Origin of the sequence: Muricaecibacterium torontonense, assembly GCF_004793925.1 — a bacterium.
Lineage (GTDB): Bacteria > Actinomycetota > Coriobacteriia > Coriobacteriales > Atopobiaceae > Leptogranulimonas > Leptogranulimonas caecicola.
Map to the genome: position 1 here is coordinate 42527 of NZ_SRYE01000005.1, position 20224 is coordinate 62750.

At 57.7% G+C, this 20224-nt stretch carries 15 protein-coding genes, 2 tRNA genes and 2 pseudogenes; 16 read left to right on the forward strand and 3 right to left on the reverse strand.

Annotated features, from left to right (window positions below; genetic code table 11):
- Positions 1–20: 20 nt before the first annotated feature.
- The 4 genes and pseudogenes from E5334_RS07745 to E5334_RS07760 all read left to right on the forward strand — a co-directional run bounded on the left by E5334_RS07745 (position 21) and on the right by E5334_RS07760 (position 4681).
- A pseudogene (locus E5334_RS07745) lies at positions 21–2376 on the forward strand (RelA/SpoT family protein).
- A gap of 2 nt (positions 2377–2378) precedes the next feature.
- Positions 2379–3086, forward strand: coding sequence for an MBL fold metallo-hydrolase (locus tag E5334_RS07750; RefSeq protein ID WP_136013025.1), 708 nt, complete (start codon positions 2379–2381; stop codon positions 3084–3086).
- 59 nt (positions 3087–3145) lie between these two features.
- Positions 3146–3231 (forward strand) — tRNA-Leu (locus E5334_RS07755).
- Between the two features lie 475 nt (positions 3232–3706).
- Complete coding sequence (locus E5334_RS07760) at positions 3707–4681, forward strand: helix-turn-helix transcriptional regulator (protein ID WP_167604352.1); 975 nt, start codon at positions 3707–3709, stop codon at positions 4679–4681.
- A gap of 112 nt (positions 4682–4793) precedes the next feature.
- Here the strand turns inward: E5334_RS07760 and E5334_RS07765 are convergent, their stop codons facing one another.
- The gene (locus E5334_RS07765; RefSeq protein ID WP_136013027.1) at positions 4794–5519 is read right to left on the reverse strand and encodes a B3/B4 domain-containing protein; all 726 of its coding nucleotides are present in this window, start codon (positions 5517–5519) and stop codon (positions 4794–4796) included.
- 494 nt (positions 5520–6013) lie between these two features.
- On the opposite strand from E5334_RS07765, the gene infC reads away from it, so the two are divergent.
- The 3 genes from infC to rplT all read left to right on the forward strand — a co-directional run bounded on the left by infC (position 6014) and on the right by rplT (position 7259).
- Positions 6014–6613: a translation initiation factor IF-3 gene (gene infC / locus E5334_RS07770; protein WP_136013028.1), complete on the forward strand. Its 600-nt coding sequence runs from the start codon at positions 6014–6016 to the stop codon at positions 6611–6613.
- 1 nt (position 6614) lies between these two features.
- Positions 6615–6809 (forward strand): 50S ribosomal protein L35, encoded by a 195-nt coding sequence (gene rpmI / locus E5334_RS07775; RefSeq protein ID WP_136013029.1) that lies wholly within the window; start codon positions 6615–6617, stop codon positions 6807–6809.
- Positions 6810–6899: 90 nt separating this feature from the next.
- Positions 6900–7259: a 50S ribosomal protein L20 gene (gene rplT / locus E5334_RS07780; RefSeq protein ID WP_136013030.1), complete on the forward strand. Its 360-nt coding sequence runs from the start codon at positions 6900–6902 to the stop codon at positions 7257–7259.
- 829 nt (positions 7260–8088) lie between these two features.
- Here rplT and E5334_RS07785 read toward each other — a convergent pair.
- On the reverse strand, positions 8089–9261 hold the full coding sequence (locus E5334_RS07785) for a glycosyltransferase family 4 protein (protein ID WP_136013031.1): 1173 nt from the start codon (positions 9259–9261) through the stop codon (positions 8089–8091).
- Between the two features lie 479 nt (positions 9262–9740).
- Between E5334_RS07785 and E5334_RS07790 the strand changes: the two genes are divergently transcribed.
- The 9 genes and pseudogenes from E5334_RS07790 to rho form a co-directional block, all read left to right on the forward strand.
- Positions 9741–9816: transfer RNA gene (locus tag E5334_RS07790), tRNA-Ala, on the forward strand.
- A gap of 71 nt (positions 9817–9887) precedes the next feature.
- Positions 9888–10829, forward strand: a complete 942-nt coding sequence (locus E5334_RS07795) for a radical SAM protein (RefSeq protein ID WP_136013032.1) — start codon at positions 9888–9890, stop codon at positions 10827–10829.
- A gap of 185 nt (positions 10830–11014) precedes the next feature.
- Positions 11015–11257: a hypothetical protein gene (locus tag E5334_RS07800; protein ID WP_136013033.1), complete on the forward strand. Its 243-nt coding sequence runs from the start codon at positions 11015–11017 to the stop codon at positions 11255–11257.
- A 56-nt stretch (positions 11258–11313) separates the two neighbouring features.
- Positions 11314–11532 carry a hypothetical protein gene (locus E5334_RS07805; protein ID WP_136013034.1) on the forward strand — a complete coding sequence of 73 codons (219 nt, stop codon included), beginning with the start codon at positions 11314–11316 and terminating at the stop codon, positions 11530–11532.
- Between the two features lie 27 nt (positions 11533–11559).
- The gene (locus E5334_RS07810; protein WP_136013035.1) at positions 11560–11865 is read left to right on the forward strand and encodes a hypothetical protein; all 306 of its coding nucleotides are present in this window, start codon (positions 11560–11562) and stop codon (positions 11863–11865) included.
- A 268-nt stretch (positions 11866–12133) separates the two neighbouring features.
- Positions 12134–13630: a nicotinate phosphoribosyltransferase gene (locus E5334_RS07815; protein WP_136013036.1), complete on the forward strand. Its 1497-nt coding sequence runs from the start codon at positions 12134–12136 to the stop codon at positions 13628–13630.
- Positions 13631–13802: 172 nt separating this feature from the next.
- Entirely contained in the window at positions 13803–15674 is a 1872-nt protein-coding gene (gene argS / locus E5334_RS07820) for an arginine--tRNA ligase (RefSeq protein WP_136013037.1), read from the forward strand.
- 393 nt (positions 15675–16067) lie between these two features.
- Positions 16068–16772, forward strand: a complete 705-nt coding sequence (locus E5334_RS07825; protein ID WP_136013038.1) for a MarR family transcriptional regulator — start codon at positions 16068–16070, stop codon at positions 16770–16772.
- Between the two features lie 556 nt (positions 16773–17328).
- Positions 17329–18735 (forward strand): annotated as a pseudogene (gene rho, locus E5334_RS07830) (transcription termination factor Rho); the annotation flags it as partial.
- 126 nt (positions 18736–18861) lie between these two features.
- Here the strand turns inward: rho and E5334_RS07835 are convergent.
- Positions 18862–19656: an SDR family NAD(P)-dependent oxidoreductase gene (locus E5334_RS07835; RefSeq protein WP_136013040.1), complete on the reverse strand. Its 795-nt coding sequence runs from the start codon at positions 19654–19656 to the stop codon at positions 18862–18864.
- Positions 19657–20224 lie beyond the last annotated feature (568 nt).

A 20224-nucleotide genomic window follows, 5' to 3' on the forward strand; every position in this document is an offset into this window, starting at 1 on the left:
TCATTTCAGGGAGGGGAGCCATGACCGAGATAAGCGCTGCCACGCAGGCACGACCCATGCCTAAGGTAGGGGCTGACAGCTACCCGCAACTGCGCAGCACCTGCGAGTCCTACATGACTCCCGAGGCCATGGACCAGGTGGAGAAGGCCTATCTCTTTGCAGCAGACTTCCACTCAGAGCAAAAGCGCCGCAGCGGCGAGCCCTACATCAATCATCCGGTAGAGGTGGCGCTTATCCTCGCTCACGACCTGCGCATGGATGCGGATGTGGTCTCGGCCGCGCTGCTCCACGATACGGTGGAAGACACTCCGGCTACCAAGGAGCAGCTCATCGAGCTTTTTGGCGAGACTGTGGCAGATCTGGTGGACGGTGTGACCAAACTCACCAACATCGATGTCAACTCCATGGACGAGAAGCAGGCTTTGAATCTGCGCAAGATGTTTCTGGCCATGTCCAAAGACATCCGCGTGGTGATCATCAAGCTGGCAGACCGCCTGCACAACATGCGTACGCTGGCGGCCTTAAAGCCTGATCGCCGCCAGTTCAAAGCCCGCGAGACCATGGATGTCTATGCGCCCTTGGCAGACCGTCTGGGCATCAGCTCTATCAAATGGGAGCTCGAAGACCTTTCCTTCTTCTACTTGGAGCCTGAGGAGTATCAGCGCATCGCCCGCATGGTGCAGGAGTCTCGCGAACAGCGCGTAGCCTCCACCAATGAGGCCATCAAGGTGCTGGATGACGAGCTTAAAGCTGCCGGTCTCTCGGGCTATCAAATCAGCGGCCGCGCCAAGCACCTTTGGTCCATCTACCAAAAGATGCAGCGCAAGGGCAAAGACTTCACCGACATCTACGACCTTATTGCCCTGCGCGTCATCACAGAGACGGTGGGGGACTGTTACAGCGTCTTGGGCGCGGTTCACAGCCTGTGGCACCCGCTGCCCGGCCGTTTCAAAGACTATATCGCCACCCCTAAGCCCAATCTCTATCGCTCGCTGCATACCACGGTAGTGGGGCCCGAAGCCCGGCCCATTGAGATTCAAATTCGCACCAAAGAGATGCATGAGCAGGCCGAATACGGCATCGCCGCCCACTGGCTCTACAAGAGCGCCGGCAACTCCAACGGCGTCATGGCCCAAGACGACCAATCCATCGACTCCACCATCTCCCACATCCGCCGCTCCCTCGACTGGGCGGTGGAGGGCGAGATCGACGATCCCAGCCGCTACCTGCATGATTTGCGCGTGGACCTCTTTGACGAGGAGATCTTCATCTTCACCCCCAAGGGCGAAGTCATGAGTCTGCGGCGCGATTCCACGCCGCTGGACTTCGCCTATGCCGTCCACACCGAGGTGGGGAACCACTGCGTGGGCGCCAGGGTCAATGGCTCGGTGGTCCCGCTCACCTATCACCTCGAGATGGGCGATCGCGTGGAGATCCTCACCAACAAGAACTCCAAGCCCTCCGCCGACTGGGTGAACATCGTGCGCACCCCCTCGGCCCGCGCCAAGATCCGCAAGTACTTCTCCAGCGCCAACAAGAGCGCCGACGCCGAGCTGGGACGCTCCATGTTGGCTGTGGAGCTGCGCAAAAAGGGATACGGCATCTCCACACGCCGTTCGGTGCGCGCCATTGCCAAGGTGTGCGAACAGCTTAAATTCCCTGGCCAAGACGAGCTTTTCGCCGCCATCGGTTCCAACAAGCTCTCACCCAAGAGTGTGGCCAACAAGGTGGAGCAGATTCTTGAAGAGGGCTCGCCGGCCCAAATCGCCGCTGCCGAGAAGGCCACCCAGCAGGCTCGGGAACGCCAAAAGGTCTTCACCGAAGACCGCCCCATGCTCCCCACACACGCAGCCCAGCGCGCCCAGCGCGACCTCTCGAAACGCCAGCGCAACAGCTGCGGCGTAGTGGTGAAAGACGATCCGGACCTGCTGGTGCATCTGGCCCATTGCTGCAACCCTGTGGCTGGCGACGAGATCGTGGGATTCATCACCCGCGGCCGCGGCGTATCGGTGCATCGCGCCAGCTGCCCCAACGTCAAGGGCCTCATGGTACATCCTGAGCGCCTCATCGAAGTGGCTTGGGACACTTCGATGAGGCGCCACCCAGTTCCAGGTGGAGATCGTGGTAGAAGCCACCGATCGCATTGGCCTTCTCAAAGACGTCACCATCGCCATTGGCGACGCGGGCGGCAACATCCTTTCAGCTGCCACTCAGGTCTCTTCCGACGGTTTTGCCCGCCTGCGTTTCTTGGTACATATCTCAGACGCCAGCTTGCTCGACCCTCTCCTGGCCGCAGTAAGCCGCGTGCCCAGCGTCTATGACGCCCGCCGCATCATGCCTGGCGAGGGCGCCAACCAAATGAAACGGAGAGTCTAGCCATGGAAGACACTGCTGCCTCCACTGCAGCCAACACCCCTGCCCAGAACAACCAACCTCAAGAGTCAGAAATCACCGATCCTTCCGACACCCATGTGGAGATCCGGGCCTTTACCGTGGGACCCATCGAGACCAACTGCTACGCACTCATTTCCGACGGCCACGGGCTGGTGGTGGATCCCGGCGCTGCCGGTGCGGCCATCGCCCAGCACTTGAGTGACGTCACGGTGGATCTGGTGGTCGCCACTCACGGCCATGGCGACCATGTGGGCGGAGTGAAGGCTCTTATCGGCGCTTTGGGCGGCAACGTGCCTTTTGCCATTGGCGCTGCCGATGCCGAGCGTGCCATGAAAGCCGGAGGCGTGGGCAACCTGGGCGTGGCCTACGATGACGATGCGCCTGAGCCTTCCCGCGTGCTTCATGAGGGGGACACCATTACGGTGGGCGAGGTCACGCTGGTGGTAGTGGATGCTCCCGGTCATACCGAGGGCGGCATTGTCCTGTTGGGGGACGGCATCGCCTTCACTGGCGACACGCTCTTCAAAGGCACGGCCGGACGCACCGACTTCCCCGGCGGCGACGCCGACACCTTGGCTGCCACGCTCGAGCGACTCAAAGGCCTTCTGCCTGCCGACACCGTCATTTTGCCCGGCCATGGCGACGCTTCCACTATGGAGGAGGAGTTGGCCTCCAACCCCTTCTTACAATAGGGAAGCCCACTGAGCGTTGCGCAGGCGCCTGCTTTTGCTAGAATAAGTACTCGCGACTCGCCCGAGTGGTGGAATGGCAGACACGGAGGTCTCAAAAACCTCTGAGCTCGCGCTCATGTGAGTTCGAATCTCACCTCGGGCACCATGAAAACATGCAGGTCATCGTCTGGTTTGGCGGTGACCTGTTTTCTTGTTTGATTATGCAAAATCGGCTGAAGCGCCGCACTGGGTCGCAAGGCGCTTGCGAAGGTGCGCGAAGTGCATCAACTATGAAAAATTCACGCCATAAGAGGCGTGGCTGCAATGGGCAACGCGTGTGCCCATTGCCGATAATGCTCTAATAACGCGAATAGGAGCATTTGGGGCATCTCCACCACAGCTTATTAGTGAGGATATGGAGAATGGGGCGAATAGGTAGGGGCTATAGTTCCCCAACCAGGTCATCTACCTGCGCCTAGCAACCAACGGGCGCCTGAAATAAGTCAAAAATGAAGCCGCCGGTTGGTAGAATGAGCACCCTTGCACCTGCATAGTGAAGCCAGCGTTCTTCCCCAGATGGCCTGTGCACAGCCCAGGCCGGAAGCATGTGCACTGCTCGTCCAACCTCTGAAAGGCACATTATGAGCTTTCGTACCAACCTCTCCTACCTGCGCATGAGCCGATCCATGACCCAAGAGCAACTGGCCATGTTGTTGGGGGTTTCTCGGCAGTCGGTGACCAAGTGGGAGTCCGGCAAGTCTGCGCCCGAGATGGACAAGCTCTTGAAGCTCTGCGAGATCTTCTCCTGCACCCTGGATGAGCTGGTTTGCGGCGATCTTACCAGCCGAGAAACCCAAAACATTCCACCAGCCAGCTCGGCGCCGGTGGACCTTTGCGGCTACGATGAGGAGCGCACCGGCTTTGCCTGGAGCATCTCGCTGGGCGTGGGCTGCTTCATTCTGGGGCCGGCGCTGCTGTGCCTGATCCAATCCGCTGGCGATGTATTGGGAATAGCCGCCAAAACCTCTGAGACAGCGGGTGCCATAGGGCTGCTCGCACTGGTGGCAGTGGGCTTGGCGCTCATCATTCCTGCAAGCATGAGGCATGCCGCCTTTGTGAAGGATCATCCCTACATCGAAGACTTCTACACGGCTCAAGAGCGCGAGCAATGTCAAGAGAGCTTCATTCGCCACCTGGTGGGAGGCATCTTGCTCATCTTGGCAGGGGTGGGCATCTGCATACTCATCGAGAGTCTCCTGGCCAAAGACACGCTAGGTGCGGGTTTGCTGTTGGGCTGCGTGGCTCTAGGAGTATGGTCCATCATCTACGGCTCGATGCTCAGGGGCGGTATGGATATCGATTCCTACAACTCCCAATCGGCGGAGTTTGCAGAAATCCCTGTGGCCAACGATGGCGGCCTCACGCCCAAAGGCCGCCGCGATCGCATCGCCGGAGGTCTCTGCGGCGCCATCATGCTCATCGCCACCATCGCAGGGCTGGTCATGCTCTTCGTACCGGGCTATGCAACCCCCTATTTCTGGTTGGCCTGGCCTATCGGCGGCCTGCTGTGCGGAGTGGCCAGCAATCTCACTTCAGCCTTTGTGGCAGAAGGCTGAGGTGTCCAGAGCCCATCGGGTTTCAGAGGAGCGCCTGCCGCCTGCGGGAATGAAGCCTCCCACAGGCGCTCTCCAGCGTTGCAACTCATCAAAAGCAGGAACCCATCCCGGGCTATTCAACTAGGGTGAGCCGGGGCTTCTCGGCAGTGAGGATGTCTTGAGCGGTCACTGTGCCCCCAAGGAACTCGCCAATCAAGGACCCTAGGTCGGCCAAGGCTGCTTCGAGGTCCTGGGAGCGTGCCGGATCCACGTTCTCGATGACTAAAAAGGCGTCACGGGAATGGTCGGTAAGCGCCGTGCGCTGGCCGTCTCTCCAGTTGAGGCATCGGCATACCGCGCCCGCGTCGTCTCGATAGCACACCTCACCCGCCAGCGTGGGATCCTCAGCATCTTCGCCTAGGGGCAAAAACCCGTCGCCGCCCTCTGTGACACCTAGGCGCAGATCGCCCTCGAAGGCGTTGACGTCCTCGCCGCCCACCGGGAAGGCGTGGCGCAGGCTCACGATGTTGTACAGATCCACCGAAGGCGTGATGGGCTCCACCGGCTTGTCTTTGAGCACGCTGCGAAAGAGGTTCTCCACCGAGCAGCGGGCCCCACGCTTGGTCTTGAACTTCTTATAGGCGTCGCGCCATACCTTGATGGGCGCATTCTCAGAGAGGGCAGGCGAGTCCAGGTGGCGTGTTGCCTGGGTGTTTGCCTGGCTCAACAGCGTGGCGATACGCGCGCGGTCTTCCTGGCTCACCTCGTGGGCCGACTTCATGTCGCGCACGACTATACATCCTACTGAGGCTTCTGGAAAAAGATCCCAAAATGATGGTTCGATCACAAAAGACTGCATGACGCACTCCCTTCTCGGCCTGCAAAGACCGAGTTCGACGGTTGTCCCAATCTCGCTCGGCCGGCTGCAGCCACCCTAAGAGTGCCGGCGTCTCGACCTAGTCCTAGAATACCATGGAGTATCTTGCTAAAAACCTTTGCCTTGCCGAGAAGCTCGCATCTTCCCAGGCGGTATCATCTTCCTCGTCCCTGGGCATCCAGCGCCAAAAGCTGTGGCGATTCTTTGTGTCGTCCAAAGGTTGTAGCCCTTGGGGTGGCGGATCTTCTCGGCATGCAGTAGTATGTGTCACTGCGCAGAAACCTCTGCAGCTAAGTGGGACCTTGCGTCCCCACCTGATCGGCGCCTTTAGGCTGCTGGCTGGTTCTTACAAACGCATCTTTCGCCCTTTATGGGCTCACAAGATTTGTCTGTGGACCGGCGGCGCCCCTGTGGAGCCTCCGGTTTTTCTATGCGTCGATGTGGTGCCTCGCATCCTCGCGACGTAGTGACAGGCGATGCAAATCGCCCAGAAAGGTAGGTGTTTTAACATAGCCAAGAACGATGGACCTCGCATTAACGGCCAAATCAACGCCCGTACCTGCCGTCTCATTGGCGTCGATGGCTCGCAGCTCGGCCTCTTTGGCATTCGCGATGCCCAGCGCATCGCAGACGAGCAAAACCTCGACCTGGTAGAGATCGCTCCCAATGCCGAGCCCCCCGTATGCAAGGTGATGGACTACGGCAAGTACAAGTACGAGCAGGCTATCAAGCAAAAGGCCGCTCGCAAGAACCAGCAAAAGGTCGAGATCAAAGAGATGAAGTTCCGTCCCAAGATCGACACCGGCGACTATGAGACCAAAAAAGGTCACGTGCTGCGTTTCCTCAAGAAGGGCGCGCGCGTAAAAATCACCATCATGTTCCGCGGTCGCGAGATGGCGCATCCCGAGCAGGGTCTCAACGTGCTCGAGCGCCTCGCCGACGACCTCAAGCCCTATGCCACCGTAGAGTCTCAGCCCAAGATGGAAGGCCGCAACATGCACATGCTGGTTGCTCCCATCAAGGGCGCCTTCGACGAGAAGACCCCCGAAGACTCCCAGGATAAGAAGGAGAACTAGTATGCCTAAGATGAAGACCCACAAGGGCACCGCCAAGCGCTTCCGTCGCACCGGCACCGGCAAGATCATGCACGCCAAGGCCTTCAAGAGCCACATCCTCACCAAGAAGTCGCCCAAGCGTATCCGCAGCTTCCGCAAAGAGGAGCTCCTGGAGCCCTGCGACGCCAAGGTCGTCTCCCAGCGCATGGGCAAGTAGCTCGCGCTTTTCCCGTCCCACTCATGTCTTTGACCGCGTTGCGCGGTCCTTTGCGCCGCATCTTGCGGCCCCTGTTAGGAGTTGATTTTCATGGCACGAGTCAAGCGCGCCGTTAACGCCAAAAAGCGTCGTCACACTCTTCAAGAGCGCACCAAGGGCTACTACGGCACTTCTTCGCGCACCCTGCGCGGCATGAAGGAGCAGAGCCGCCACTCCATGCAGTACCAGTACCGCGATCGTCGCAACAAGAAGCGCGACATCCGCAAGCTCTGGATCCAGCGTATCAACGCCGCTGCCCGCATGAACGAGCTCAACTACTCCAACTTCATGCACGGCTTGAAGCTCGCCGGCATCGAGCTGGACCGCAAGGTGCTCGCCCAGATCGCCTACGAGGACGAGGCCACCTTCGCCCAGCTGGCCGAGGTCGCCAAGAAGGCCCTGGCCCAGTAACCTCGCATTGCCAATCGGCCCTGCATCTCTTTGGGTGCAGGGCCGTTTTTTATGCCGAGAAACCCTGCCGCCCAAGGTTGGAGCATATTTCGGCTTAAGGGACCCGGACAGAAAGTGCGCTATCCAATGCAGTAGTGCCCCAGCTAAAGGCTGCAGAATCGCCCCAGCTAAAGGCTGCAGAATCGGGCCGTTACATCCTAGTGGTAGGAGGGCTCGATGAAAAAGGTGGTCTGTGAGGCCTGCAGGACCAAGATGCAGAAGAGAGACAACGCTGGGGCCTACTAAGTACATTTCCTCCGTACATTTCCTCCAGCAGGCGCCTACTAAGTACAATTTAATATGAAACCAACTTTGTGAGCTTGGGTGATGTAATACTTAAATAAAATAAGACGCAGATTTTGGGCGAAATCGGCCTACTAAGTACTTAGTAGGCGCGAAATGGTACTTAGTAGGCATGAAGCGGCGCCCAGTCCAAACCTCATCTGTCCTGCGTTCCCATCTCACAGGCAGGTCTGCTTTTGAACTTCCGTTATTTAGCCGGGGTTTTGCAGTGTGAAAGCAGCCCTGCTTTCACACTGCCCCTCTTCTAGCCGCAAAGAGCACTTGTAAATCATGAAGGTAGATTTGGTCTACAGGTTAAGGGGTGTTGGCGCAGGTCTGACGCAAGTCAACACCCCTAATCACAGCGCACTATCTGTCCTAAAAGCCCATGTTATGTGCCATGCCCGAAGGCCATGGGAGGGGTGGGTCTATCCCTCCTAGCTTCAAACTGCTTCGCTGCGCGAAGAACTCGCTGGGCAAGATAGGCTCCGCCCCTTCAAGAATCTGGCTAGGAGTCCATGTGTTGGCGATGGGCCTCTTCTTTGAAGCTGGGGTCGTCGGGGCCAATGAGTTCATCATTGCCTTGGTCGTCATAATGGTGGAGCAGCACCGGCTGGAAAAGCTTGAGCTTGATCACAAAGACGGCAGACATGGCCACCAACAGGCAAAAGACCGCGATGCGGGGGCCTACCTCCACCTGGGTCATGATGACGGCGCCTAGGCAGAGGGCAGCGGTCCAAAGGTAGATGAGGACTACCGCTTGGCGCTGATCGAATCCTTCGGCAATGAGGCGGTGGTGGATGTGGCCGCGATCGGCTTGGCCCACAGAGACATGGGCGCGCTTACGGCGGACGATGGCCGAGAAGGTGTCGATGATGGGGATGCCGGCGAGCACCAAGGGCAGCAGCAGGGTGGTGATGCCTGCCACGCGGGTGACGGAGAGCAGCGATATGCAGCCCAGGCTGAAGCCTAGTAAGAGCGATCCGGAATCACCCATGAAGATGCAGGCGGGGGAGAAGTTGTAGCGTAAAAAGCCCAGGGTAGAGCCACAGAGGGCCAAGGCAAAGGTGGCGGCGTCTGCTCGACCGGAAAGCATGGACAAGATGAACATGGTGAAACTGGAAATGCAGGTGATGCCCGCTGCGAGGCCGTCCAAGCCGTCGATGAGGTTGACGATATTGGCGAAGGCTACCAGATAGATGATGGTCACAGGGTAGGCCAGGGGGCCTAAGGCGATCTCTGGGCCTCCAAAGGGGTTCACGATATTGCCTATCAAAAGGCCGCTGGCCGCAGCAATGGTGGCTGCCAAGATCTGGCCTATGAGCTTGGGGAGCGGTTTGAGCGACTTGACGTCGTCTACCAGGCCCACTATGAAAATGGCGACCATCGAAGCCACGATACCGTGGTAGGTAACAGAGAGCTTGGGGCTGGACACAAGCACCACCGGCCAACCCAAATAGGTGGTGCCAAGCCATTGCACGACAGCTGCAGCAGCCAAGCCGAGAAAGATGGAGATGCCGCCCATGCGGGGGATGGGATGCGTGTTGACGCGCCTGCGCGAGGGCACATCGATGGCGCCTGCGCGTACGGCAATCCTGCGAGCGGTTGGGGTGGTGATCACGCAACCCAAAAGCGCGGCCAGAAAGACACAGGCATAGGGAAACCACGATAGTAGGGCCACCTGTGCTCCTTTCTAGGGCGCTGCTCGGGCGCGCCTGTCATTGTCTTGGAGCTCTTAGTGTACGTCAGGCGAGCTTCTTCCCCAAATGCCCCCACAGACCTTGCGAGCTCGTAAAGGCCCGCCTGGGCATCCAGATGCCGTTTTCCGCAGAAATGGTAGCGTTTACGGTCTTCTGGAGCGTGCTCGTGACTAAAAAATAAGGGTTGGGTAAGATGAGGTTGTCGATCTTCGCGGTACAAACTGGGTGAACCGACAAGTTTTTTCAGGGAGTCCGCATCTCGATCTCAGTACAGGTATCCTCCGTTGATGAGGAAGCTGGAACCGACGACGAGGACACCCACCTGTGAGAGGTGGGTTCATTATCGTCCCGCGAGGTCGACTAGCAATTACCAGGCCAGGATGCATTCTTTTTAGCATCCTGGCCTTTTACATTGACAGCTTTGCCTGTGGTCTGCCATACTCAGCGATGCACTTCCCAAGGGGACGTAGCTCAGCTGGGAGAGCGCTGCCGTCGCATGGCAGAGGCCGAGGGTTCGATTCCCTTCGTCTCCACCACATACTTCAAGGCGCAATGCCTTTTTAAGAGGACGCTTGAGCAGAGCGTCCTTTTTTAGTTTGGAGCCCCTATGGCGCAGCTTCTCGACCCCGCTCTCTATCGCCAATGCACCCTGTGCCCTCGCAGGTGCGGCGTTGACCGCACGGCAGGTCAACGCGGTCTTTGCGGCATGACGTCCCAGATCAAAGTGGCGCGTGCGGCACTTCATTATTGGGAGGAGCCTCCCATCTCGGGAGAGGCCGGCTCTGGAGCCATCTTCTTCTCAGGATGCCCCATGGGCTGCGTCTTTTGTCAAAACCATGAGATCAGCTCTGGTGGCTTTGGGGTTGAGATAAGCGAGGGGCGCTTGGCAGCCATAATGCTCGAGCTGCAAGCCCAAGGAGCGCTCAACATCAATCTGGTTACCGCCCTTCACTTTGCACCCACGGTGGCTGCGGCAATCGCACGGGCCAAAGAGGCCGGGCTCATGCTGCCCATCCTTTGCAATAGCTCGGGTTTTGAGGATCCCCAGCTTATCTATGAGTTGGAACCCTACATCGACATCTGGCTTCCTGACTTCAAATACGCCTCAAGCCAGGTGGCTCAGCGTTTCTCGGCAGCCCCAACCTATCCCGAGGTGGCAACAGCCGCATTGCGCGCCATGCATGAAGTGACGGCTGCCAAAGGAGGGCGAGTGGAGCGCGAGGACGGCACGCTTGCTCAAGGCATTGTGGTGCGCCATCTGGTGATGCCCGGTCACACCCAGGATTCCTGCACGGTGCTTGACCGCGTATGGGAGATTTGCGGCAATGATTGCGATCTTTCGGTCATGAACCAGTACACCCCCAACGAGCGATGCCGGGCCCGCGATGACGAGCTGGCGCTCACAGTGAGTTCAGAAGAGTACGAACTGGTGCTCGATCATGCCGACGACCTGGGATTTGAGCGCCTGTGGTGGCAACAAGGCGGCACGGTGTCAGAGAGTTTCGTGCCCTCTTTCGACACCACGGGAGTGGAGGGCCCGGAGCTGTAGTCTCAAAAGCCTTCCGTCGGGGGACCCAACATAGATATGTTTACCTGCCACAGACCGTTGATTTATGAACGAATCCCTCATTTACGTCTCCGAGTTTTACAGAGATTGGGTAAAGCCCTTTTGTCCATCAGGCTTCAGGGTATAGACCACGCCAGATGATCGTGTCTGGCATCTTAGGAGGAGACATGTTCGATTACTTCGACCGTGACCAAGAGACTCAAGAATCCAAGAATCTCGACCGTCCCCAAGAGATGACCGAGGCTGAGCAGGAGGCGCTTGACAACCGCCACGAGGCTGCCAAGAAGCACCGCGAGACGCTCAACGCCGCTCGGGCAGACATGATCGAGAACGAGGAGAAGGGTTATCTTCGTCAAACGCAGTACGACTCTGACTATGAGACCACGCGCGATGAGGAGATCGGCCGTTAGCCTCAACTGTCGGCAGGGCGCCCACTTGTGCGCGCCCTCTTTTGTGAGGAGCCAACATGGCATATATCTATGATGAGCCGCTTAACAACCGTTCTGGTATTGGCGGCAAAGAAAAGATGGAGCGCGAAGAGGCCGTCAAGGCCGAGCACGAGCAGCTCGAGGAGCACGAGGGCAAGCTCGAGCATAGCCTTGAATCTGAGCGCGAGGCCGATAAGGCCGAGGCCAAAGCAGCCAAGGATGTCCTGGTCGCCGAGATGGAGGCTGAGGACAAGTAGCCTCGACCTCAACAGATTGGGAGACCTATGGCAGATCAGAACAACTCGCTCACTGATCAAGAGCGTGCCGAGCTAGAGCAGCTGCGTGCCGAGAAGGCCGCCCGCCAGGAGCAGGAAGCTGCTCAAAGGGAGCGTGCCGAGTTAGAGCGGCTGCGTGCCGAGAAGGTCCAGCAGGCTCAGCGAGCCGCGGAAGACGCTCAGCTCGAACAGGCACGTCAGCGTATGGAGCCAGACGATGATCTGCGTATGCCAGTGGCTCAAAAGATCGTGCTGGCCATTTGTTTTGTATTGCTTATCGCCGGCATCATCTATGTAGTTACCGCCCCAAAGTAGGCTTTGCTATAAGCTGCGGGCTTTGCGCCAAGGCACTCCCTATGAGTGCCTTGGCGCTTTTTTGTAGAAGGGAGCAGCATCGATGGCCGACATCTCTGAAGCAGCCGTTGCGCAGTGGCTCCGGTCCCTTAAACGAGACGCTGATTTAATTGCAACCCTATGTCCGCTTGATACTTAGGGCCGTAACAATTGCGCAAGCGCGTTACTATGGAAGGTATTCATGCCTTTCTAAGGCCTTGCGCTTTCAAGCTTTCTGACTGGAGGACCAATGTCCCTCACTGATCGCACCGTACCTACCGACGTGGCTCTCAACACAGACCTCTATGAGCTCACTATGGCTCAGGGGTTTTGGGAGGCCGGCATGACAGACACCCACGGTGCCTTCACGGTGTTCTTTCGCGAGAATCCCTTTGGCGGGGGTTATACCATAGCCTGCGGTACGGGCCAAATCGCAGACCTGGTAGAGAACTTCAAGTTCGCGCCAGACTCCATTGAGTACCTGCGCTCCCTTGAGGCCCCCGGCGGCGGCCCTATGTTCAAGGAAGAGTTCTTGGACTATTTGGCCGGCTTCTCCATAGATCTGGACATCTATGCGGTGCAAGAAGGCGACATCGTATTTCCTCGAGAGCCTTTGGTACGCGTCCAAGGGCCCATCATTGCCTGCCAGCTTATCGAAACTGCGCTGCTCAACCTGGTGAATTTCCAATCCCTGGTGGCTACCAAGACCGCCCGCGTGGTACAGGCAGCCGAAGGTCACGCAGTAAGCGACTTTGGCCTTCGTCGTGCTCAAGGTCCTGATGGCGGCTTGGCTGTGGCACGTGCCAGCTATATTGGTGGCGCCAGTTCCACTTCCAATGTGCTCGCAGGAAAGATATACGGCATTCCGGTCTTTGGCACCCATGCCCATAGCTGGGTCATGGCCTTTCCTAAAGAGATAGACGCCTTTCGTGCGTTCGCCAAGTCATTTCCCAAGAACTGCGTGCTGCTGCTCGATACCTATGACGTGGTGCAGGGCATAGAGAACGCCATCGTGGTGGCCAAGGAGATGGAGGCTGCAGGCGAGCGTCTGGCTGCCGTGCGCATCGACTCTGGGGATCTGGCGAAGCTCTCCAAGATGGCCCGTGCGCGTTTTTACGAAGAGGGCCTGGACTACGTAAAGATCAGCGCATCCAATGACTTGGATGAATACACCATTCAGTCCCTCTTTGCCCAGGGCGCCCCCATCGACTCCTTTGGGGTAGGTACTAAGCTGGCCACCTGCGATCCGCAGCCCTCTTTGGGCGGTGTCTACAAGCTCTCCGCCTACAAGAGCGCAGGTCAAAGTCAGTGGCAGCCCACCATGAAGCTCTCTGAGATGGCCTATAAGCGCACTATCCCAGGCGTCCAGCGACTGGTGCGCTACCGCGACGCCGCTGGCGTGCCCATTGGCGACGTGATTATAGATGACGAGTATCGCGATCCCTCCCAAGACGGCTTTGCCGTCAATGTCCTCGACGCAGACACGGTCTATGACTTTCGCGGCGCAGAGGCCTCAGACGTCCTGGTGCCCATGGTGCTGGGCGGCAAGGGTACCGGTGAAAACGGCACCATTGCCCAAGCGCGTCAGCGCTGCCGCGACGCGATGATGTATTTGGATGCGGCCACCCGCCGCTTCCTCAATCCGCAGCTCTATCCTGTAGGGCTCGAGCCCGGTCTCTCTTCTCTTCGCAGCCAACTGGCCCGCGAGGAGCGCGAGCGTGCCAGCCATAGCGAGCGACGAATCTAGCCCTGGGCTCGCCTTTTGCCCCTAGATGCTTCAATGTGCAAAGACCCGGCGCCCAATAGAACCTGCTGCCGGGGGCGTGTCTCAGGATGCTATGGTTTGTTTTGGATAAAATCGCTTACTTTATGAGATCGCGTATCTTGTGATTGCTCTTTTGAGAAGAAAGGATATCCCCATGCCCGAAACCATCGAGGAGCTTGTAAAACAGGCCATTGCTGCAGCTCAGGAAGCCGGTGTGCTGCCTGAGTTTGTGGTGGAGGACGCAGGTGTCGAGCGCCCGGCAGACACCTCGCATGGCGAGTGGACCTCTACGGTGGCACTGCGCTCTGCCCGCTTGGCCCGCATGGCTCCTCCTAAGATCGCTGCGGCCATCGTAGAATACCTGCCTGCCTCTGACGAGATTGAGAAAGTGGAGATCGCCGGCCCTGGCTTTATCAACTTCTATCTCAACACCGCTGCTCATAACGAGATCTTCGCCGAGGCCCGCGCTGAGGGCCCCGACTTTGGCCGCTCGGATATCGGACATGGTGAAAAGGTCCAGGTAGAGTTCATTTCTGCCAATCCCACCGGCCCTCTCCATGTGGGCCATGGCCGCTGGGCTGCCATTGGCGATTCCCTGTGCAACGTACTGGACTTCGCTGGTTACGATGTGCAGCGTGAGTATTACATCAATGATCACGGTTCTCAGATGGACGTCTTTGGCGAGTCCGTGGCCCAGCGTTACCTCCAGCTGGTGGAGGTCATGGAGAAGTTTGGCCTGGATGCTCAGGGCGCGGTGGACTACCTCATCCAAGACCGCGAGAACTACATCGAGGACGAGGACGATTCTCATCCTGAGACTCACCCCTACATGGACGCCTTCAATGAGGCGCTGGGCGGCAACTCCTACGGCGGAGACTACATCATCAAGATCGCCAAGCACTTCTACGAAGTGGATGGCAACAAGTGGGTGGATGTGGACGAGTCCGTACGCGCCCCTGAGTTCCGCGAGCGCGCCTACCAGCGTCAGCTGGCTGCCATCAAAGAGACCTGCGATTCGGTGCGCTGCCACTTTGATAACTGGAAGAGCGAGCGTGCCTTCTATGTGGAAGACGAGAACGGCGAGAGTCCCATCAGCCGCACCTTCAAGATGATGGAGGACAAGGGCCTTCTCTACCGCACCGATGACGGCGCCCTATGGCTCCGCACCACTGACTTTGGTGATGACAAAGACCGCGTAGTGGTCAAGTCCAACGGCGAGTACACCTACTTTGCCTCCGACGTAGCCTATACCTGGGACAAGCTCACCGAGTATGACTATGAGATCAACATTCTGGGCGCAGACCACCACGGCTACATCAAGCGTGTGCAAGCTGCGGCTGCCGCCTTGGGCTTCCCCGGTAAGTACGAGGTGCTGCTGGGCCAGTTTGTGAATCTGCTTCGCAATGGCGAGCCCGTGCGCATGTCCAAGCGCCGCGGCACCATGGTGAGCTTCGACGAGCTCATCGAAGAGGCCGGCCCTGACGCCACTCGCTACACCCTCATCTCCCGCAGCTCCAACCAGACCATCGACTTTGACATTGAGGCGGTACGCCGTCAGGACAGCTCCAATCCTGTCTACTATGTGCAGTACGCCCATGCCCGCATCTGCTCCATCCTGCGTCGCGCTGCAGGCGTGACCTATGAGGAGGCAGAGAAGATGGGCATGGAAGCCGTAGCTCAAAAGGCTATTGGCGAGGATCCCAACCTCTCTCTGCTCACCAACCCTGCTGAGGCCGAGCTGGCCCGTACTATGTCCAAGTTCACCGACCTTATCGCAGGTTGTGCCCGCGACCGTGCACCCTTCCGGATCACCCACTACGTGCAGGAGCTGGCTTCCAACTTCCATCGCTTCTACAACGAGTGCCAGATCCTGCCCTCTGAGAACAACCCGGTAGACCCCGAGCTTACCCGCGCCCGTTTGGCAGTCTGCGATGCGGTGCGCATCAACCTGGAAGTGGCTCTCAAGCTCATTGGAGTTTCAGCTCCTCACAAGATGTATCGCAACGAAGAGCCCCAAGAGGCATAAATCGTAACGATTCTGTGGCGGCGCAGGTGATAACCTGCGCCGTTATCTTTTTATGACCTGCGATTTGTAGATGTAATATAGATACAAAATGTATCTAAAAAAGACCTCCCTAAATTTCACTATAACTGTACATAATTACAGGTAATAATACAAAAATAATAAAAATAAATAGTGCTAACAAATGAATAATAGTTACACAATAAACTAAAATTTCTGAGGTAATTGAACAGATACTGACCTATCCAATTTTACTTTTCTAATAAATAGAAGGAGTAATCTCGCTCTTTTGGTTGTACTATGTACCTGTATATAAGCAATATGTTTTCGCATTAGGTGCGAGGGCGGCGCAAATTGCGCCGCTAAAAGGAGCTATTGGGATACGGGAGGCACGGAATGGATCTTAAGGAATACATGTCAGTACGTTGTGCGTGCAACGTCGTAAGGCAGGAGACTCCGGCCAAGGAGCGCCTGACCTTCGATGAGTTCGCTATTCTCTGTCACCTTTATGAGGCCGGCGAAGAATTGCGTACTTCCGAGATCGCCGATTATCAGGGCGTATTGCGTCCTACCATGACCCATCGCACCAACCACTTGGCGCGCTTGGGCCTCATTACCCGCCACGAGGGCGAGTCTGACCGCCGCAACGTATGCTGCAAGATCTCTGAGAAGGGCATCGAGGTCAAAGATCAGCTCTGCGCAGAGGTATGCAATAGCATCCAAAACGGCGCTCCTCTTCACCGCTCCAGCCCCGAGCGCATCTGCAAGTTCGTGGATGCCATGGGCACCATGTTCTGCATGTCCGGCGACCTGGTGCTTTTGGCTCTCCAGCTCTCCGGCGATGACTCCATGAGCGTCTCTCAGATCGTGCGCACCCTGGGCCTTCTGCAGCCCACGGTGTCCATGTCGGTCTCCAGCCTGGTAGACCGCGGTCTGGTAAGCCGCAACCGCGCCACCCCTGATGCCACCCGCACCCTGCAGGTGGGTCTCACCCCCGAGGGCAAGGCGCGTGCCCTAGAGCTCACTGCCGAGGTCAACAAGATCGTCGTACGCCGCAATCGCCGTGGCCGCAATGAGGAAGAGGAGACCGCTTCCGAGTAGGCCTTCTGCCTCCTTTGCCTGCCGAGAAACCCTTGCGCCTCGCTCCTCGAACCGCGTGCCTGATCCCCAAGGAGCAACGAGGGTCCGGACGGAAGGGCGAGACCTTCTCGGCGGCGAGATGAAGCGCTGCTCCCGTTGGCTTTCGCAGCGCTTCGCCTGCATGTTCCCAAGCTTAACCCCGCAGAAAGATAGGCAAAACGCTTCTTTCTGCGGGGGATTTTTTTGGCAGGAGGAACCACCTGACCTCGGAGCAGATCGATTAAGTTAGCTTTCATGCTCTAGGGAGTCTTGTTAATTTACCGATGGGCTCTGTTGCGGATGCGGATATATTTTTGAGTGTGCTATAGTCAAGACCCGTGCAACCCTTAGTGGTGCCATGTTTTGGGGCTTTGCTGTAAGGGCTTTGATCCCGCTTATTACCCTGTGATCGGCATTATTTCTTAATCCATCGCCGCTTGATCCCAGGGGTCTTCCATGTATGCATATGCCTTCTGGGCAATCATAGACTGTGCCGGTCGACAAGGAGTACAAAACGGTGTCTGGCAAAGATTCTGGTAATTCGTCGTACAATGGGCGCTATGAGCGTCAGGGCCGTCCGGGCCGCCATCAAGAATCGGCTCCTAAGAGCTACAAAAACAATCAAGATAGGCCTGGTAGGTTTAACCGTCATCCTAAAAAACCGCAACCGTTGCCCCCGCTGCCTCGGGAGGAGCTCGAGCTGTTGAAGCTCCCGGCCCTGCGCGAGCGTGCCGGCCTGCTGGAGATCCCCTTCCAGGGCATGCGCAAAAGCGAGCTGGTAGATGCCATTGTGCAGTCCTCCATTAAAGAGGGTTATCGCACGGTCAAAGGCATTCTCGAGATCACCAATGAGAACTACGGGTTTGTGCGTACCAACAATTTCATGCAGGGCGATGAAGACGCCTTCGTGCAGCAGATCACCATTCGTACCTATGGCCTTCGCCGCGGCGACCTTATCGAGGGCACGGTGCGCCCGGGTAACTCCAGCAACAAGTTCCCGCCGGTAGCTACCATCACTTCCATCAACGGCAAAGACCCTGAGCTGGCACTTAAGCGCCCGCGCTTCCGTGATCTCACTCCCATCTATCCCAATGAGCGCCTCTACATGGAGCATGGCAAAGACTCCATCACCGGCCGCGCCATCGACTTGGTGGCTCCCATTGGCAAAGGCCAGCGTGGCCTCATCGTGTCGCCTCCCAAGGCAGGTAAGACCACGGTGCTCAAGCACATCTGCCAGTCCATTGCGGCCAACAACCCCGAGGTGCACCTCATCTGCCTTCTGGTGGACGAGCGCCCGGAGGAAGTCACCGATATGGAGCGTTCCATCAAGGGTGACGTGGTGGCTTCGACCTTTGACATGCCTGCCGATAACCACACCCACGTGGCAGAGCTGGTGATTGAGCGTGCCAAGCGCCTGGTAGAAGAGGGCGAAGATGTAGTGGTAGTGCTCGACTCCATCACTCGCTTGGCTCGTGCCTACAACCTGGCCGCTCCTGCCAGCGGTCGCATCCTTTCTGGCGGCGTGGATTCCGCCGCGCTTTACCCGCCCAAACGCTTCTTGGGCGCCGCCCGCAATATCGAGAACGGCGGCTCCCTTACTATTCTGGCCTCTGCGCTGGTGGATACCGGCTCCAAGATGGACGAGGTCATCTTCGAGGAGTTCAAGGGTACCGGCAATATGGAGCTCAAGCTGGACCGCGAGCTGGCCGACAAGCGCATCTTCCCGGCAATCGATCCTGTGCAGTCCGGCACGCGCAACGAGGACCTGCTCATTACCCCCGACATGCAGCCGTTGGTGTGGGGCCTGCGCCGCGTGCTGGCAAACCTCAACAACATCGAGCGTGCCGAAGCCTCTCTTATCAAAGGTCTGCGCCAAACCAAGTCCAATGAGGACTTCCTCATTCGCTCGGCAAAAAAAGCCGCTCAGACAGACTACATCGCCTAAAGATTGTGCGAGACGGCTTGCAGGACGCAAGGCGAATTGAAAGGAACGCCCAGCCTCTTTACATGAGACTGGGCGTTTTGGTTTGGCTGGCTCGTGGGGAAAGCGACGCCCTAAAACGCGAACGTGCTACTTTCCCAACCGCTCAGCCAGATCGCTCACCAGGCTTTGGGCCTTCATCACCGCAGGGGTGGGCAGGAGCTTAGAAAAGAAATGAAATACCTTCACCGAGGGCGAGGTGATAATGCACACCTTGCCTGCCACCGACTGCCTGAGTGCTTTCGCTGCACAGGCTGCAGGGTCTTCAAAGCCCACCCACTCCAGGCGCTTCAAGGTTTGGGCATTGCCGGGCTTGTCTAAGAAGTGGGTGTCCATGAACTTGGGGCACAGGGCGCTCACATGAATGCCTGCACTGCCCAGCTCTCCATCGAGGGCATAGGAGAAGTCCAGCACAAAGCGCTTGGTGGCGCTATAGACCGCCAAACCAGGCTGGGGCACCAAAGCAGCCAGACTTGCGATATTGATGATGCGAGAGCCTGCATGCATATAGAGCAGGCAGCTGTAACAAAGCTCCACTACCGCCAGGCAGTTGAGCTTCACCATGTTGCCGTTGGCTACTGCTCCGATAGAGGTAAAGGGGCCAAACTTGCCAAAACCGGCGCAGTTGACAAGCCATTGGACGTTGAGGTCTTTCTCGGCAGCAAGGGCGGCGTCGAGGGCGGCGAAGCTGGAGCTGTCGGTGAGATCGAGTGCCAGGCACTTTACGGGCGTCTTGAGGGTGGCGGCCACCTTGTCGAGCTTGGAGATGTCGCGGGCGATAAGCCAGATCTCTTGCAGGGGTCCGCCGGCTCCGCGATCTAGGAGCTTGACGAACTCTTTGCCTAAACCCGAAGAGCCGCCAGTAACTATGGCGATGTGTTTCATAGGTCCTCCTCTAGAGGTGCGCGGGAATGCGTCTAAAGAATGGGCGCCCCAAAGGGCGTGGGCAGGTGGTGTCAGCCGCAGGGCGCGGCTGGACTCTTGGTATTAAGAGCACATACCCCCTAGCCTGGGGCTTAGAAGGCGACAAGAGGCCATGTCATCATATTTGCATCGGTGGCAGGTGGCTTGGGGTGGGGGAGCGGCGAGCGGCAGCAGAGGTTTTTGAGCGCTCTTGATCTATGTAAGGCCATAATGCGCCAAAAATGGCAGCTAGAGAAGTCGTTAGGGTTCTAGGTTTCCTGTAGAGAAGTAAAAAATGAAGGATCTGCCTGCACTTTTCCAAAAATGTGCTCGCAAGAAGGTTAACGGATCGTCTATGATGGGAACCATTCATAGGTACGCGACGGTACACGCAGCCAATAAACACACCTCGCCGTTGCCCTGAAGATCTTGCAGCCGTGCTCCCTTGGGGCGCCTGTAGAGCTTCATCGCTTAAAGTTTTATTACCTTACCGAGGGATCTAGGTTTCGCGCCGTCATAAGACGTATCGGTGCTTGGCGCGAAGGGGTCC

Excerpts from the sequence above, each read along its gene's own strand:
- E5334_RS07805 (WP_136013034.1), top strand. The coding sequence starts at position 11,314 with ATGGCATATATCTATGATGAGCCGCTTAACAACCGTTCTGGTATTGGC.
- infC (WP_136013028.1), top strand. The coding sequence starts at position 6,014 with ATGCAAATCGCCCAGAAAGGTAGGTGTTTTAACATAGCCAAGAACGAT.
- rpmI (WP_136013029.1), top strand. The coding sequence starts at position 6,615 with ATGCCTAAGATGAAGACCCACAAGGGCACCGCCAAGCGCTTCCGTCGC.
- E5334_RS07750 (WP_136013025.1), top strand. The coding sequence starts at position 2,379 with ATGGAAGACACTGCTGCCTCCACTGCAGCCAACACCCCTGCCCAGAAC.
- E5334_RS07815 (WP_136013036.1), top strand. The coding sequence starts at position 12,134 with ATGTCCCTCACTGATCGCACCGTACCTACCGACGTGGCTCTCAACACA.
- E5334_RS07795 (WP_136013032.1), top strand. The coding sequence starts at position 9,888 with ATGGCGCAGCTTCTCGACCCCGCTCTCTATCGCCAATGCACCCTGTGC.
- E5334_RS07835 (WP_136013040.1), bottom strand. The coding sequence starts at position 19,656 with ATGAAACACATCGCCATAGTTACTGGCGGCTCTTCGGGTTTAGGCAAA.
- rplT (WP_136013030.1), top strand. The coding sequence starts at position 6,900 with ATGGCACGAGTCAAGCGCGCCGTTAACGCCAAAAAGCGTCGTCACACT.
- E5334_RS07800 (WP_136013033.1), top strand. The coding sequence starts at position 11,015 with ATGTTCGATTACTTCGACCGTGACCAAGAGACTCAAGAATCCAAGAAT.
- E5334_RS07810 (WP_136013035.1), top strand. The coding sequence starts at position 11,560 with ATGGCAGATCAGAACAACTCGCTCACTGATCAAGAGCGTGCCGAGCTA.
- E5334_RS07765 (WP_136013027.1), bottom strand. The coding sequence starts at position 5,519 with ATGCAGTCTTTTGTGATCGAACCATCATTTTGGGATCTTTTTCCAGAA.
- argS (WP_136013037.1), top strand. The coding sequence starts at position 13,803 with ATGCCCGAAACCATCGAGGAGCTTGTAAAACAGGCCATTGCTGCAGCT.
- E5334_RS07825 (WP_136013038.1), top strand. The coding sequence starts at position 16,068 with ATGGATCTTAAGGAATACATGTCAGTACGTTGTGCGTGCAACGTCGTA.
- E5334_RS07760 (WP_167604352.1), top strand. The coding sequence starts at position 3,707 with ATGAGCTTTCGTACCAACCTCTCCTACCTGCGCATGAGCCGATCCATG.